This window comes from Bradyrhizobium sp. 1 (assembly GCF_023073315.1).
Taxonomy (GTDB): domain Bacteria; phylum Pseudomonadota; class Alphaproteobacteria; order Rhizobiales; family Xanthobacteraceae; genus Bradyrhizobium.
In genome coordinates this window covers 563,173-579,108 of sequence record NZ_JADPJH010000011.1, presented here as the reverse complement: position 1 = coordinate 579,108, position 15,936 = coordinate 563,173, and the positions used below count along the sequence as shown (strand labels likewise).

12 protein-coding genes are annotated in these 15,936 nt (G+C 64.7%); 8 read left to right on the top strand and 4 right to left on the bottom strand.

What is annotated here, in order from left to right; genetic code table 11:
• Positions 1-93: 93 nt before the first annotated feature.
• The 3 genes from IVB29_RS08045 (at position 94) to glyS (ending at position 3,539) form a co-directional block, all read left to right on the top strand.
• The gene (locus IVB29_RS08045) at positions 94-285 is read left to right on the top strand and encodes a hypothetical protein (RefSeq protein ID WP_247502855.1); all 192 of its coding nucleotides are present in this window, start codon (positions 94-96) and stop codon (positions 283-285) included.
• Between the two features lie 219 nt (positions 286-504).
• Positions 505-1,440 (top strand): glycine--tRNA ligase subunit alpha, encoded by a 936-nt coding sequence (locus IVB29_RS08040; RefSeq protein ID WP_247502854.1) that lies wholly within the window; start codon positions 505-507, stop codon positions 1,438-1,440.
• Positions 1,440-3,539, top strand: coding sequence for a glycine--tRNA ligase subunit beta (gene glyS / locus IVB29_RS08035; protein WP_247502853.1), 2,100 nt, complete (start codon positions 1,440-1,442; stop codon positions 3,537-3,539). Before IVB29_RS08040 ends, glyS begins: the two co-directional genes overlap by 1 nt.
• A gap of 265 nt (positions 3,540-3,804) precedes the next feature.
• On the opposite strand, the gene IVB29_RS08030 is transcribed toward glyS, so the two are convergent.
• Complete coding sequence (locus tag IVB29_RS08030; RefSeq protein WP_247502852.1) at positions 3,805-4,158, bottom strand: DUF1236 domain-containing protein; 354 nt, start codon at positions 4,156-4,158, stop codon at positions 3,805-3,807.
• 221 nt (positions 4,159-4,379) lie between these two features.
• Between IVB29_RS08030 and IVB29_RS08025 the strand changes: the two genes are divergently transcribed.
• From IVB29_RS08025 to IVB29_RS08015, 3 genes are all read left to right on the top strand, one after another.
• Complete coding sequence (locus IVB29_RS08025; protein ID WP_247502851.1) at positions 4,380-4,535, top strand: DUF3096 domain-containing protein; 156 nt, start codon at positions 4,380-4,382, stop codon at positions 4,533-4,535.
• A gap of 96 nt (positions 4,536-4,631) precedes the next feature.
• Complete coding sequence (gene ppdK / locus IVB29_RS08020; RefSeq protein ID WP_247502850.1) at positions 4,632-7,583, top strand: pyruvate, phosphate dikinase; 2,952 nt, start codon at positions 4,632-4,634, stop codon at positions 7,581-7,583.
• Between the two features lie 463 nt (positions 7,584-8,046).
• Positions 8,047-9,501: a cell wall hydrolase gene (locus IVB29_RS08015; protein WP_247502849.1), complete on the top strand. Its 1,455-nt coding sequence runs from the start codon at positions 8,047-8,049 to the stop codon at positions 9,499-9,501.
• A gap of 152 nt (positions 9,502-9,653) precedes the next feature.
• Here IVB29_RS08015 and nadC read toward each other — a convergent pair whose 3' ends face one another.
• From nadC to nadA, 3 genes are read right to left on the bottom strand one after another with little or no spacing between them, the layout of a single operon-like run.
• On the bottom strand, positions 9,654-10,532 hold the full coding sequence (nadC, locus tag IVB29_RS08010) for a carboxylating nicotinate-nucleotide diphosphorylase (RefSeq protein WP_247502848.1): 879 nt from the start codon (positions 10,530-10,532) through the stop codon (positions 9,654-9,656).
• An 11-nt stretch (positions 10,533-10,543) separates the two neighbouring features.
• A complete protein-coding gene (locus IVB29_RS08005; protein ID WP_247502847.1) occupies positions 10,544-12,151 on the bottom strand; it encodes an L-aspartate oxidase in 1,608 nt (535 codons plus the stop codon).
• A 9-nt stretch (positions 12,152-12,160) separates the two neighbouring features.
• On the bottom strand, positions 12,161-13,267 hold the full coding sequence (gene nadA / locus IVB29_RS08000) for a quinolinate synthase NadA (RefSeq protein WP_247502846.1): 1,107 nt from the start codon (positions 13,265-13,267) through the stop codon (positions 12,161-12,163).
• 339 nt (positions 13,268-13,606) lie between these two features.
• Here nadA and IVB29_RS07995 point away from each other — a divergent pair, with 339 nt between their 5' ends.
• Both IVB29_RS07995 and IVB29_RS07990 read left to right on the top strand, forming a co-directional pair.
• Positions 13,607-14,860 carry an MFS transporter gene (locus IVB29_RS07995; protein ID WP_247502845.1) on the top strand — a complete coding sequence of 418 codons (1,254 nt, stop codon included), beginning with the start codon at positions 13,607-13,609 and terminating at the stop codon, positions 14,858-14,860.
• Positions 14,861-14,900: 40 nt separating this feature from the next.
• Positions 14,901-15,887: an MDR family oxidoreductase gene (locus IVB29_RS07990; protein ID WP_247502844.1), complete on the top strand. Its 987-nt coding sequence runs from the start codon at positions 14,901-14,903 to the stop codon at positions 15,885-15,887.
• Positions 15,888-15,936: the final 49 nt, after the last annotated feature.

Below are 15,936 nucleotides of genomic sequence, written 5' to 3'. Positions count from 1 at the left end.
GGTCCAAGGGGACTCGACCTCGAGCCAATTGCGGCGCGGCCCGGTCTGCGCAAGAATGCACGTGGGGGCTGAGCACTCAACAAGGATCGACCGATGCCGCCGTTCGTTGCATTCGCGGGCGTCCTGGGCGGGCTTGCCGTGGTCCGCTGGGCCTACAAGACCGCTGTCCGGATCAACCAGGAGCTGGAAGAGATGCGCCTCTCGCGCGTCGCCGAGGCCGCCCATGCCGGGGACATTCGGACATTGAAGCGTGACCCCGTGACCGGAGCTTACCGGCCGGGTTAACCGGTGCCGTAGGGTGTGCAAAGGCGCTCTTGCGCCGTGCCCACCATCCCTTCCGCAATCGTGGTGATGATGGTGGGCACGCTTCGCTTTGCCCACCCTACCGCACCGTGCGGGATGAGGGGCTGATCGTACCGAATCCGCCCCTTTGCCTTGATTCCCACCCCCGCCGTCGATACGGTCCCGCGCGATTCAAAACCCCCGCGAGAGCCTGATCTGACGATGGACGCCTCATTGCCCGCCCATATGCGCCCGGAACGCTCGTTCCAGGGTTTTATCCTCGCGCTCCAGACCTTCTGGGCCGAGCAGGGCTGCGTGATCCTGCAGCCCTACGACATGGAGATGGGCGCGGGCACCTTCCATCCTGCCACCACGCTGCGCGCGCTGGGGCCAAAGCCCTGGAATGCCGCCTATGTGCAGCCCTCGCGCCGGCCCAAGGACGGCCGCTACGGCGAGAATCCGAACCGGATGCAGCACTATTACCAGTTCCAGGTCATCATGAAGCCGTCGCCGCCGAACCTTCAGGAGCTGTACCTGAAGTCGCTCGCCGCGATCGGCATCGATTCCGCCGTGCACGACATCCGCTTCGTCGAGGACGATTGGGAGAGCCCGACGCTGGGCGCTTGGGGTCTCGGCTGGGAGTGCTGGTGCGACGGCATGGAAGTCAGCCAGTTCACCTATTTCCAGCAGGTCGCTGGCGTCGAATGCGCTCCGGTCGCGGGCGAGCTCACCTACGGGCTCGAGCGCCTCGCGATGTATGTGCAGGGCGTCGACCGCGTCTATGACCTGAACTTCAACGGCCGCGACGGCGACGCCAAGGTCACGTATGGCGACGTGTTCCTTCAGGCCGAGCGGGAATATTCGAAGCACAATTTTGAAGTCGCCGACACGACGATGCTGTTCGAGCAGTTCAAGATGGCGGAAGCCGCCTGCAAAAAATATCTCGACGCCGGCTGGAAGGACGATAAGCGCGAGGCGCATCTGATGGCGCTGCCGGCTTACGACCAGTGCATCAAGGCGAGCCATGTCTTCAACCTGCTCGACGCCCGCGGCGTGATCTCGGTGACGGAACGGCAGAGCTACATTTTGCGCGTGCGCGAATTGGCAAAAGCCTGCGGAGAGGCCTGGATCCATACCGAAGCGGGCGGAGCGGCCTGATGCCCGAACTTTTGCTTGAACTGTTCTCGGAAGAGATCCCCGCGCGCATGCAGGCGAAGGCGGCGGATGATCTGCGCCGTATGGTCACCGACAAGCTGGTTGCCGAAGGCCTCGTCTACGAGGGCGCGAAGGCGTTCGCGACGCCACGCCGTCTGGCGCTCACCGTGCACGGCATTCCCGCGCGCCAGCCCGATCTGAAGACCGAGCGCCGCGGTCCGAAGATCGGCGCGCCCGACGTGGCGGTGCAGGGTTTTCTGAAGGCGACAGGTCTGAAGTCGCTCGATGAAGCCAAGATCCAGCGCGATCCCAAGGGCGATTTCTATATCGGATTGATTGAGAAGCCCGGCCGCGACGCCATCGAGGTGCTCGCGGAAATCCTGCCCGTCATCATTCGCACCTTCCCCTGGCCGAAATCGATGCGCTGGGGCGCGCGCTCCGGCAAGCCGGGCTCGCTGAGCTGGGTGCGCCCGCTGCACGCGATCACCGCGACCTTCGGGCTCGAGACGGAAGAGCCCGATGTCGTGAAGTTCGAGGTCGACGGCATCGAGACCGGCCAGACCACCTATGGTCATCGCTTCATGGCGCCGGCTGCGATCTCGGTGCGCCGCTTCGAGGACTACGAAGCGAAGCTGAAGGCCGCAAAGGTCATCCTCGATCCGCAGGCGCGCAAGGACATCATCTTCGCCGATGCCAAGGAGCTGACCTTCGCGCAAGGCCTTGAGCTCGTCGAAGATCAGGTGCTGCTCGACGAGGTGTCGGGCCTCGTCGAATGGCCCGTCGTCATGATGGGATCGTTCGAAGCGGAATATCTCGCGATCCCGGAAGAGGTGATCCGTGCCACCATCCGGAATAACCAGAAGTGCTTTGTCGTCAGGGATGCCAAGACGGGCAAGCTGACCAACAAGTTCGTGCTCACCGCCAATATCGAGGCGCCCGACGGCGGCAAGACCATCGTCGCCGGCAACGAACGCGTGATTCGTCCGCGCCTGTCGGATGCGAAATTCTTCTACGAGACGGATTTGAAGACGAAGCTCGAGGATCGTCTGCCGAAGTTCGAGCAGATCGTGTTCCACGAGAAGCTGGGGACGCAGGCCGAACGTATCAAACGCATCGAGCGGCTCGCCGCCGAGATCGCGCCGCTGGTCGGCGCTGATATCGCGAAGGCCGAGCGTGCTGCGCATCTGGTGAAGGCGGATCTGCTGACCGAAGTCGTCGGCGAATTCCCTGAGGTGCAGGGCCTGATGGGCAAGTACTATGCGTTGGCCCAGGGCGAGGACGCGTCCGTCGCGGCCGCCTGCGAGGAGCATTACAAGCCGCAAGGGCCCGCCGATCGCGTGCCGACCGATCCGATCAGCGTCGCGGTCGCGCTCGCGGATAAAACCGATACGTTGGTTGGCTTCTGGGCCATCAATGAGAAGCCGACGGGATCCAAGGACCCGTATGCGCTGCGCCGTGCTGCGCTGGGCGTGATCAGGCTGATTGCTGAGAACAATTTGCGTCTGTCGCTCATGAAGGTAGCGGCGTCCGCACTCGCCGGCTTGTCGGTCAAGTCGGCCGATGCGGAAAAGCTTCCAAGCGATCTGCTCGCCTTCTTCGCCGACCGTCTCAAGGTCCAGCTTCGCGAGCAGGGCGCGCGTCACGATCTCGTCGATGCCGTGTTCGCGCTCGGTGGCCAGGACGATCTCTTGATGATCATCCGCCGCGTCGAGGCCCTCGGTAAATTCCTCGAATCTGACGACGGCAAGAATCTGCTGGCTGGCATCAAGCGCGCCAGCAATATTCTTGGCATCGAAGAGAAGAAGGACAAGCGCAGCTTCGACGGCGCGCCGGAGGCCGCGCTCTATGGTCTTGGCGAGGAGAAGGCGCTGGCGAAGGCGATTGGCGAGGTGACGGCGGAAGCCAGCGCCGCTGTCGCCAAGGAAGACTTTGCCGCCGCCATGAGCGCGATGGCGAAGTTGCGTCCGCCGGTCGATGCGTTCTTCGAGAAGGTTCGCGTCAACGACGACGATGCGAAGGTGCGCGAGAACCGCCTGAAGCTGCTGAACGAAATCCGCAGCGCCACGCGTGCGGTGGCGGATTTCTCGAAGATCCAGGATTGAGGCGCGGGTATTGCGGCTCTCTCGCCCCCGGACGCAACGCAGCGCCTCTTGGCGGTGCGCTGCAGAGCCGGGGCCCATGTTGACGCGTGCTCGCAGCTTTCTGGGCCCCGGGTCTGCGCTTCGCTTGCCCGGGACACGAGAGAAGAAAAATGCCCCGCCCGGCGGGGGGAAGACCGGGCGGGGCTGATGTCCGACTACGCGATGCGCGTCAGCCTGATTGAAGTGACGCGCCGGACATCGAGTTGAACTCGTGTCGAGTTGGACGCTAGTTCAGCACCTCGACGATGCGCCGCGAGCGCGGCTCGACCAGCACGGTCTCGCCGTTCACGACGGTGTAGCGATAGGTGGTGGCGCCGAAACGTTGCGGCACGTCATAATAGGTGACGCCGGCCTCGGGTAAGGTGGCACCGACCACCACGCGATCCGGAATGCTGAAGGCCGGTACACGTTGTTCGACGACATAGTCACGGAATGCCGGCCGCTGTTCGACCGCAATGGTTGTGCCACTGTCGACGACGACGGGCGCGCGGCCCACCGTGACACCGCTTTGCGCAGACGCTGCGATCGGCGAGCCAAGCGCGATGCCAAGCGCTGCGAGGGCGAGAATCCTGTTCCGCATGGGCAACTCCTTCGAAGTGATTTCAGCCCGCGCCAGTGGCGCGACCGGTTGCCAATGCCCGCGACTTTGCAATGTTCCGGGAAAGCCTTGCCGCATACGCGGCAATTTCGGGCAGTTTTCGCGAAGCCGGGAACCTGCTCGCGTCTTGCGCGTCTCTACCCGCGGAACCCGGTCCGGTATGATCCGGCCGCGATTCGCCTTAACGTACGGAAAGACCATCCATGCACATCACCGTCGCCCACATCTCGCCGATCCTGTCGCTGCTTGCGGGCGTGCTCATTCTGATCATGCCGCGCCTGCTCAACTTCATCGTTGCGATCTTTCTCATCATAAATGGTGCGATCGGGCTCGGATTATTGAAGTGGCTCCATCTCTAGGCCTTCATTCTCCGGAACTCTTCGACTTGCGCGGGCCTGCCCAAAGTGGTGTAAGGCGCGCGAACTCCCGTTCCTCTCGCAGGTTGTGTGCAAGCTATGGCCAAAGCCGCCTCGAAGCCTAAGAAAATTCTAGCGAAATCAAAGTCTTCCGCCGCCGCGAGGGCTGCGCCGCCAGCCCGCAAGGCGCTGGCCAAGAGCGCGCCGAAGCCGGTCGCCAAAGCTGCCGCAAAGGCTGCCGCAAAGGCTCCGGCCAAGCCGGTTGCGAAGCCTGCAACCAGGCCGGTCGCCAAGGTTGCTGCAAAGGCTGTGACCAAGCCGGTCGCACCGAAGAAGGCCGCGCCAGCCAAGGCGGCGCCAGCCACGGCCAAGGCCGGCAAATGGGTGTTCACATTCGGTGACGGCAAGGCCGAGGGCAAAGCCGACATGCGGGACCTGCTCGGCGGCAAGGGCGCGAACCTCGCCGAGATGGCCAATCTCGGCCTTCCGGTGCCTCCCGGCTTCACGATCCCGACCTCGGTCTGCACCTACTTCTATGCACACGACAAGTCCTATCCGAAGGAACTGCAGTCGCAGGTTGCGAAGTCGCTCGACTATGTCGGCAAGTTGACCGGCAAGATCTTCGGTGACGGCAAGAACCCGTTGCTCGTCTCCGTGCGTTCCGGCGGTCGCGCCTCGATGCCGGGCATGATGGACACCGTGCTCAATCTCGGCCTCAACGACGAGACCGTGGAAGCGTTGTCGGAGCTGTCGGGCGATCGCCGCTTCGCCTATGACAGCTATCGCCGCTTCATCACCATGTATTCCGACGTGGTGCTCGGCTTCGAGCATCATCACTTCGAGGAAATCCTCGACACCTTCAAGGACGGCCAGGGCTATACGCTCGACACCGACCTCACCGCCGATGACTGGGTCCAGCTGGTCGGCAAGTACAAGGACGCAGTCGCTCGCGAGACCGGCAAGGACTTTCCGCAGGATCCGCACGATCAGCTCTGGGGCGCGATTGGCGCGGTGTTCTCATCCTGGATGAACGCGCGCGCGGTGACCTACCGCAGGCTGCACGATATCCCTGAGTCCTGGGGCACCGCGGTCAACGTGCAGGCCATGGTGTTCGGCAACATGGGCGAGACGTCGGCGACCGGCGTTGCCTTCACCCGCAATCCCTCGACTGGCGAGAGCAAGCTCTACGGCGAGTTCCTGATCAACGCGCAGGGCGAGGACGTGGTGGCGGGCATCCGCACGCCGCAGGACATCACCGAGGAAGCGCGCAAGGAATCCGGCTCCGACAAGGCGTCGATGGAAGCGGCGATGCCCGAGGCCTTCAAGGAGCTGACGCGGATCTACACGCTGCTCGAGAAGCACTACCGCGACATGCAGGACATGGAGTTCACGGTCGAGCAGGGCAAGCTCTGGATGCTCCAGACCCGCGGCGGCAAGCGTACCGCGAAAGCGGCGCTGCGCATCGCGGTCGAGCTCGCCAATGAAGGCCTGATCACCAAGAAGGAAGCGGTGACGCGGATCGATCCCGCCTCGCTCGACCAGCTCCTGCATCCGACCATCGATCCCGACGCCAAGCGCGACGTGATCGCGACCGGCCTGCCGGCCTCGCCCGGTGCGGCCTCCGGCGAGATCGTGTTCTCCTCGGACGAAGCAACCAAGCTCCAGGCCGACGGGCGCAAGGTGATTCTCGTCCGCATCGAGACCAGCCCCGAAGACATCCACGGCATGCACGCCGCCGAAGGCATCTTGACCACGCGCGGCGGAATGACCTCGCACGCGGCGGTCGTCGCGCGCGGCATGGGCAAGCCCTGCGTCTCCGGCTGCGGCACCATCCGCGTCGATTATGGCCGTGGCACCATGAGCATCGGCTCGCGCACCTACAAGACCGGCGACGTCATCACCATCGACGGCTCGCTCGGCCAGGTGCTCGCCGGCCGCATGCCGATGATCGAGCCGGAGCTCTCCGGCGAGTTCGGCACGCTGATGAAATGGGCCGACCAGGTCCGCAAGATCGGCGTGCGTGTCAACGGCGATACGCCGGAGGACGCCCGCACCGCGATCAAGTTCGGCGCGGAAGGCATTGGTCTCTGCCGCACCGAGCACATGTTCTTCGAGGAGACGCGCATCCGCACGGTGCGCGAGATGATCCTCTCCGAGGACGAGCAGTCGCGCCGTGCGGCGCTCGCAAAGCTGCTGCCGATGCAGCGCGCCGACTTCGTCGAGCTGTTCGAGATCATGAAGGGCCTGCCCGTCACGATCCGTCTGCTCGATCCGCCGCTGCACGAGTTCCTGCCGCACACCCATGCCGAGGTCGAGGAAGTGGCGCGTGCCATGAACACCGACCCGCGGCGTCTGGCCGACCGCGCACGCGAGCTGTCGGAGTTCAATCCGATGTTGGGCTTCCGCGGCTGCCGTATTGCGATCGCGTACCCTGAAATCGCCGAGATGCAGGCGCGCGCGATCTTCGAGGCCGCAGTCGAGGCCGAGAAGCGTACCGGCAAGGCCGTCGGCCTTGAGGTGATGGTGCCGCTGATCGCGACCAAGGCCGAGTTCGATCTCGTCAAGGCGCGGATCGATTCCACCGCGAAGGCGGTGATGCGCGACACCAACACCAAGCTTGCCTATCAGGTTGGCACCATGATCGAGTTGCCGCGCGCCTGTCTGCTCGCGGCCGAGATCGCCGAGAGCGCCGAGTTCTTCTCGTTCGGCACCAACGACCTCACGCAGACCACCTACGGCATCAGCCGCGACGACGCCGCGAGCTTCCTCGGTCCCTACGTATCGAAGGGCATCTTGTCGGTCGATCCGTTCGTCGCGCTCGACCAGGTAGGCGTCGGCGAACTCGTCAAGATCGGCGTCGCGCGTGGACGCAAGACGCGCCCGAAGCTCAAGATGGGCATCTGCGGCGAGCACGGCGGCGATCCGGCCTCCGTCGCCTTCTGCCACGACATCGGCCTAGACTACGTGTCGTGCTCGCCGTATCGCGTGCCGATCGCCCGCCTCGCCGCCGCGCAAGCCGCGCTGGGCAAGGCGGTTGCGAGCCAGGCGTAAGCCGAATTGAAATGTTGAATGCGAAGAGGCGGGGCTTGCCCCGCCTCTTTCATTTTGCGCACCGCTCTCTCCACCCCTTCATTGCGAGCGCAGCGAAGCAATCCAGAATCTTTCGGCAGAGGGATTCTGGATTGCTTCGTCGCAAGAGCTCCTCGCAATGACGGGCACGCGCGTGTGAGCGCATCGCGCAACACCGGGAACCCAGCGCGCGTCCCGTAATGATACGTGCGCGCAAGAGTTCCTTCACCATGCGCGTTGACCAGATGTTTACCGCGTCAAATGAGGCGGCGTTTACCAACGCGCATCATTTCCCGTGAAAACACCTCTGTTTGCTTGAGTGTGCCGCGCGCGCAACGCCGATTAACGCCCCGGCAACCTAAATTAGATACCCACGATAAAGATCGAATTGCACGGATGTACTGCGGCTCGATCTTTCGAGCGTAAGCGTAGCGTGAGCGTGTTGATGTCAGTGTTGCGTAACCATCCGAAGGGCGCGCGGTTCGCGTCCTTCGGCATCGGTCTCTGCATCTTCGCATTGATGCCGAGAGAGACCGGCTATCAGGACATTGCCTCTTTGCTGGCCCGTCAGCCCGGCGTCGCCGAGCGTTGGCAGAGGCAGGTCTATTCCGCGGCGTCCTCGATCCAGCTCGCCACCTACAGCTTTTCCCGCCCCATCGGCACCTCGGTTCCGCAGAGCGCGATGGTTCGCCTCGCAAGCCTCGATGGCCGCGACGTCACCGGCGCAATCGGCCGCAATCCGGCGCTCCAGCCGCCGCCGCGCTACCAGGCCGCCGATTTTCCCAAGGTCGATCGCTCCATGAAGGGTGATCGCCTCGCAACGATCACACCGGCGCAGGCTCCCGAAGCGAGCGCACCAGCTGCCGCGCCCGCGCTGGAAGATCCCGCGACGTCGAACAGCTCGGTATTCGGCGCCAAGACCGTCGCGTTGCCGCAAGCAATGTCGCCTGAGTCCGCGGCCGCGCTCGATCCGGAGCTCGCGGAAGCGCTACGCGCTCCGCCGTTGCCGCAATACACCAACGTGCCGCAAGCCAGCGACGCCGCGCGCGCATTCGCAGTCCAGCCGCTCGACGCGCTGAAGCAGGCCACAATTCCGGCGGCACAGCCGCGCGATCCCTTCCGCGTGAAAACCTCGAAGCTTTTCTTCGGCAGTTCCTCGCTCGGCGGCAATCTCGAGAGCATCGAGAGCTGGCAGCCCGGCGCCGAGCCGCTGATTGTGATGCCGGACCCCGATATGAAGGTGACGGCATCGCTGACGCCGCCGACGGCTGATATTGCGAAAGACATCGAAAGCGGCGAGAGCGTCGCGCCGAAAGGCGAGGTCAACGCCGACAACCAGCGCGCCAAATCGCCGGCCGAGCGGCTGGCACTCGACGACAAGTCGCGCGCGAAGTCGGAGAAATGTCTCGCCGAAGCCGTCTACTTCGAATCCCGTGGCGAGGCCGTGCGCGGCCAGATGGCGGTCGCGCAGGTCGTGATGAACCGCGTGTTCTCCGGCAAGTATCCCGACACCGTGTGCGGCGCGGTCTACCAGAACAAGCACCGCCATCTCGCCTGCCAGTTCACCTTCGCCTGCGACAACAATCCCGACGTGATCCGCGAACCCGAGATGTGGGAGCGCGCGAGAAAGATTTCGAAGGCGATGCTCGATGGCCAGATCTGGCTGCCCGAAGTCGGCAAGTCCACGCACTACCACGCCTATTGGGTGCGCCCGTCCTGGGTCGCCGAGATGAAGAAGATGTACAAGACCGGCGTGCACACCTTCTATCGGCCGCGCAACTGGGGCGACGGCAGCGAGGAACCGAGTTGGGGCACCCCGGCGCAGACCGCCGCACTCTCCGCCGAGCTCGCGCAGGAAGCCAAGAGCTCGGCCGAGATGGGTGTGACCGAGCGAAGGTAGACGTGCTTTACCTCGCCCCGCTTGCGGGGAGAGGTCGGATCGCTCTTGCGATCCGGGTGAGGGGATACAGGACTCTCGACGATCCGCGTGTGGAGAGAGGCCCCTCACCCCAACCCTCTCCCCGTAAGAACGGGGAGAGGGAGTAGACCACCTCACGCCTCGATATCCAGCGCGCAGTCGAAATTCGGCGCCGAGTGCGTCAGCGCGCCGGCCGAGGCGTAGTCGACGCCGGTCGCCGCAATGGCCGCGATCGAGTCGAGCGTGACGCCGCCGGACGCTTCCAGCTCGAGGCGGCCCTCATTCATCCGCACAGCCTCGCGCAGGGTTGCGAAGTCCATGTTGTCGAGCAGCACGGCGTCAGCCATTCCGGTGTCGAGCACCTCGCGCAGTTGCAACAGTGTATCCACCTCGATCTCGATCTTGACGAGATGCCCCGCATGCGCCCGTGCGCGCTCCAGTACGGGGCGGATGCCGCCGGCAACCGCGATATGGTTGTCCTTGATCAGGATCGCGTCGTCTAGTCCAAAACGGTGGTTGAAGCCGCCGCCGCAACGCACCGCGTACTTCTCCAGCGCGCGCAGCCCTGGCGTCGTCTTTCGCGTGCAGCAGATGCGCATCCGGGTGCCCTCCGTGCGTGCGACATAGTCGGCTGTCAGTGTCGCGACGCCCGACAGCCGGCCGACGAAATTCAGCGCGGTTCGCTCCGCTGTGAGAATGGCGCGGGCCGGGCCCGAGATCGTCAGCACGTGCTGCCCGCGGGCAACGCGCGCGGCGTCGCGGACATGCGCGCGCACCTCGATGTCGGGCGAGAGCTTTTGCAACGTCGCGAGCGCCAGTGGCAGTCCCGCGATCACGCCGGATTGCCGCGCGACCAGGATGGCTTGCGCCTTTGTTGCTTCCGGGATCGTCGCCAGCGAGGTGATGTCGCCGGCGCGGCCGAGATCCTCGTCGAGCGCGCGATGCACGGCCTCGTCGATTGCGAGCGGCGAGACGAAGGCGTCGGGATAGAGCAGGGAGGTCGGGGTGATCATGGCAAACTCCGTCAGGCGATCATGGATTGCGCGGTGCGCGGCATTGGACGTCCGGTGAGGTTTTCCGCGACCTCGCGCGCTGCGGCGAGCGTGGTCATCGTTCTCTGCGCCAGGGCGGGGACATCCGCCGGATGATCGATGCGAAAATGCGCGCCGCGGCTCTCGCGTCGCGTCCAGGCCGCAGTGGCGACGAGCAGGGCCGAAATCGCCATGTTGCGAACGGCAGCGTTGGTGGCTTCGCGTTCCAGCGCGGCGAAGCTGCGCACAGCCTCCGCAAGCCCGTCATTGTCGCGGATGACGCCGACATGCGCGCTCATGGTCGCGCGCAGCCGCGTCACGGCCGCAGCATCCGGTGCGCCGCCACGCGGTGTCACCAGCGCATCGGGGACGCGGGCAGGCGAGAGGATGGTGCGGCCGGCAATGTCGTCGGCCATACGCGCGGCATAGACCACGGCCTCGAGCAGTGAATTCGAGGCGAGCCGGTTGGCGCCGTGTGCGCCGGTGGACGACACTTCGCCGCCGGCCCAGAGCCCGTCGATCGAGCTGCGGCCGCGCGCGTCCACCGCGATGCCGCCCATGTGATAATGCGCGGCCGGTGCAATCGGGATCGCTTGCGTCGCGGGATCGATGCCGGCGGCGATGCAACTCGCATGCACCGTCGGGAATTTGTCGGCGAAGCGCGTGCCCAGCGCGTCGCGTGCATCGAGGAAGGCACCACGCCCGGCCGCGATCTCGGCGAACACGCCGCGGGCCACGATGTCGCGTGGCGCGAGCTCTCCCAGCGGATGGAGTGCGGTCATGAAGCGCTCGCCATCGCCGTTGATCAGCGTCGCCCCTTCGCCGCGCAGCGCCTCCGTTGCCAGCGGTGCCGGGTCGCGGCCGACCATGATGGCGGTGGGATGGAACTGCACGAATTCGGGATCGGCGACGACGGCGCCGGCGTGGGCTGCGATCGCAAGGCCGGAGCCGCTGGCTTCAGGCGGGTTGGTGGTGACGGCGTAGAGATGGCCGAGGCCGCCGGTGGCGAGCACCACCGTGCGTGAGGCGAGCAGGATCGGCCGTGCTGCCGAATTGCCGGTCTCGCGCAATTGCAGGCCCGTGACGGCGCCGTCCTCCGTCAACAGCGCTTCGGCGACGAAACCTTCAAGCAGGCGGATCGACGGCGTGCGCCGCACGGCCTGGCTCAGCGCCGCGATGATCGCGGCGCCCGCGCCGTCGCCACGCACATGCACGATGCGCCGTGCCGAGTGCGCGGCTTCGCGCCCCACAGCAAGCCGGCCTTCGAGATCGCGGTCGAACGGCACGCCATAGGCGAGAAGGTCATGAATGCGCAGGCCAGCCTCGCGCGCGATTCCAAGTGCGACCGCCTCGTCGACGATGCTGCCGCCGACCGCGATGGTGTCCGCAGCATGTGCTTCCGGTGTATCGCCGTCGGCCATTGCGGCGGCGATGCCGCCTTGCGCCCATGCGGATGAGGCGCCTTGGCCAAGTGGCGCTGCCGAGATCAGCGTCACCGGCCGCGGCGCGAGTTTTAGCGCGCAAAACAGACCGGCGAGGCCGCCGCCGACGATGACGACGTCGTCGGTGCTGCGGGTGAGGTTGTGGATGTTGTCTTGCATTTTCAGCTCTCAATTCTTCAGATTGATCATCCGCTCGACCGATCGTCGCGCGCGTTCCGCCAGTGCGGGATCGATCGTCACTTCCTCGCCGAGTGTCAGCAGGCTCTCCAGGATGTTGGCGAGCGTGATGCGCTTCATGTGCGGGCAGATATTGCAGGGGCGCAGCATCTCGACGTCAGGAAGCTCGGCCCGCACATTGTCGGCCATCGAGCATTCCGTGATCATCACCAGGCGCTTCGGACGTTTCTCGCGCACCCAGTTGATCATGTGCGCGGTCGAGCCGGTAAAGTCGGCCTCGGCGAGCACGTCAGGCGGGCATTCGGGATGCGCGATGATCTGCACGGAGGGATCGGCCTCGCGATAGGCGCGCAGCTCGTCGCCGGTGAAGCGCTCGTGCACCTCGCAGGCGCCCTTCCAGGCGATGATCTTCACGTCGGTCTTCGAGGCGACGTAGGTCGCGAGATAGCGGTCGGGCAGGAAGATCGCGGTCGGCGCGTTCAGGCTCTCGACCACCTGCACTGCGTTCGACGAGGTGCAGCAGATGTCGACCTCCGCCTTCACTTCTGCGGAGGTGTTGACGTAAGCGACGACAGGAACGCCGGGAAATCTTTCACGCAGCAGCCGCACGTCCGCGCCTGTGATGCTGGCCGCAAGCGAGCAGCCGGCGCGAGAGTCGGGGATCAGCACCGTCTTCTCGGGGTTGAGCAGCTTTGACGTCTCCGCCATGAAGTGCACGCCGCACTGGACGATGATGCCTGATTTCACCTTGGTGGCCGCGATCGCGAGCTGGAGCGAGTCGCCGCCGATATCGGCGACGCAGTGAAAAATCTCCGGGGCCTGGTAATTGTGCGCGAGGATCACCGCGCCGCGCGCCTGCTTCAGCTCGTTGATCGCCTTGATGGTCGGTGCCATCAGCGGCCATTCGATCGGCGGGATCACTTGCTTGACGCGTTCATAGAGCGGCGCGGTGGCGCGCTCGACCTCATCAGTCCATTCCAGCGAGGGCATCGGCAGCGCGGCTCCCGTTCGCGCCGGCGCGGCACGGGGAAGGGTAGGGTTTTGGCCCTGCGGCCGGCCTGCAAAGTCGTCGGGGCCGTAAATTCCAGTGATGGGCATCGAAGCCTCCCGTGCATGTCAATTATGCTCTATTTGAGTATATATAGAGCCTGAGAAATCCGGCCGAGGGGCCGGTGGGATTCCGCCAGAGCTTACATATACTCAATGTGAGTAAATCAAAGATAACACGCGCAACGCAAGACCGCTAGGTCCCCCCGCACACATTCCCGTCAAGACACGTTCCGCTACGTCGTCCATGGCCGCGTTGAAACGCAGTGCTCCCGCGGCAGCCCTTCGTGGAACGCAATCATTTTCGACTTGGGATTTTCATGCATCTGCATTAAATGCCTGACTCGCGGCCGCCTATTCCGATCCGCCAACCGACAGACGGGGAGCACCATGTCGACTCAAGCAAGCGAGCTCGGTCCGGTCTCGCGTTCCTCCAACTGGCGCACGCCGGCGATCATCATTCTCTGCGGCTGCGCCATCGGCATGCTCGGCTTCGGTCCGCGGTCGGCGCTGGGCTTCTTCGTGCAGCCGATGAGCCACGAATTCGCCTGGGGCCGTGACGTGTTTGGCCTTGCGATTGCCTTTCAGAATTTGTTGTGGGGATTGGGCCAGCCGGTCGCCGGCGCGGTCGCCGATCGTTTCGGCCTGTTCCGCGTGATGTGCGTCGGCGCATTGCTCTATGCCGGCGGCCTGCTGTTGATGCGCTACTCATCGACGCCGCTGTCGCTCAATATCGGCGCGGGCGTGATGGTCGGCTTCGGCCTTGCCGGCTGCTCGTTCAATCTGGTGCTGTCGGCGTTCACAAAACTCTTGCCGGCCGAGAAGCGCGGGCTTGCGCTCGGTGCCGGCACCGCGGCGGGATCGTTCGGCCAGTTCCTGTTCGCGCCGATTGGTGTGGCGCTGATCGACAATTTCGGCTGGCAGCAGGCGCTCACCGTGTTCGGCTTCCTGATGCTGCTGATCATTCCGCTGTCGCTGGCGCTCTCGACGCCACCGGTGGCAAGCTCCGCTGGCGCGGCGCCCGCAGACGATCAGACCTTCACCAAGGCGCTCGCGGAAGCCTTCGGCCATCGCTCCTATGTGCTGCTGGTGCTCGGCTTCTTCACCTGCGGCTTCCAGCTCGCCTTCATTACCGTGCATCTGCCGGCCTTCCTGGTCGATAGCGGCATCTCCACGCAAACCGGCGGCTGGGTGATTGCGGCGATCGGCCTGTTCAACATCATGGGATCGCTGAGCGTCGGCTATCTCCAGAACTATATGCCCAAGCGATTCATCCTCTCGACTATCTACTTCACCCGCGCGCTTGCGACCCTCGCCTTCATCTGGTTCCCGATCACGCCGTTCTCGGCGATCGCGTTCGGCGCGGTCTCGGGCCTGACCTGGCTGTCGACCGTGCCGCCGACCTCGGCGCTGGTGGCGCTGATGTTCGGCACGCGCTGGTTTGCAACCCTCTATGGCTTTGCCTTCGTCAGCCATCAGGTCGGCGGTTTCCTCGGCGTCTTTCTCGGCGGCATCGTGTTTGAAAAATTCGGTTCCTACACGCCGATCTGGTGGCTCTCGATCCTGTTCGGCGTGCTCTCGGCGCTGATCAATCTTCCGATCGTGGAGAAACCGGTCCAGCGAGCGGTTGCGCAGCCGGCCTGATCGGCTAAACAATCCCCGAAACAAGTCAGGGAGTGCAGTCGTGGCCACATTCAAGGCGATCCGGATCGACAAGGCGGACAAGGGCACCACCGCGCAGCTCGCGCAGTTCGACGAAGCCGAGCTGATGGATGGCGACGTCACTGTCCGCGTCGAATGGTCGACGCTGAACTACAAGGACGGCCTCGCGCTGACAGGCAAGGCGCCGGTGGTGCGCCGCTTCCCGATGATTGCCGGCATCGATTTCGCCGGAACGGTCGAAGCCTCATCGCATCCGGCGTGGAAGGCGGGCGACAAGGTCGTCTGCACCGGCTGGGGCATGGGCGAGACCCATCTTGGCGCCTATGCCGAGAAGGCACGGGTCAAGGGCGACTGGCTGGTCGCCTTGCCGCAAGGACTCTCGGCACGCGACGCCATGGCGATCGGCACCGCCGGCTTCACCGCGATGCTCTCCGTGCTGGCGCTGGAGAAGCAAGGCGTCTCGCCGAAGAGCGGCCCGGTCGTGGTGACGGGCGCGGCCGGGGGCGTCGGCTCGGTCGCAATCGCCGTGCTGTCGAAGCTCGGCTACCACGTCATCGCCTCGACCGGCCGCGCCTCGGAAGCGGACTATCTGAAAGAGATCGGCGCGGCCGAAGTGATCGATCGCAATGAATTGTCGGCGCCGGCAAAACCTCTCGCCAAGGAGCGCTGGGCGGGTGGTCTGGACAGCGTCGGCTCGACCACATTGGCGAATCTCCTGTCGATGACGAAGTACGGCGGGGCGATCGCGGCCTGCGGCCTCGCCGCCGGCATGGACCTGCCGTCTTCCGTCGCCCCCTTCATTTTGCGCGGGGTGTGCCTTCTCGGCATCGATTCCGTGATGTGCCCGATCGAGTCGCGCAGGGCTGCCTGGCAGCGCTTGGCCTCCGATCTGGATCGGACGAAACTATCTGAAATAACTCATGAAATTCCGCTCGCCGACGTTTCGGAATGGGGCGCAAAAATCCTGGCCGGCCAGGTCCGCGGTCGCATCGTGGTAAAAATTCTCTAACGGCGTTCAGACTTTACCAACCAAGCTGCTTCAATGTTGCCTTGGTTAG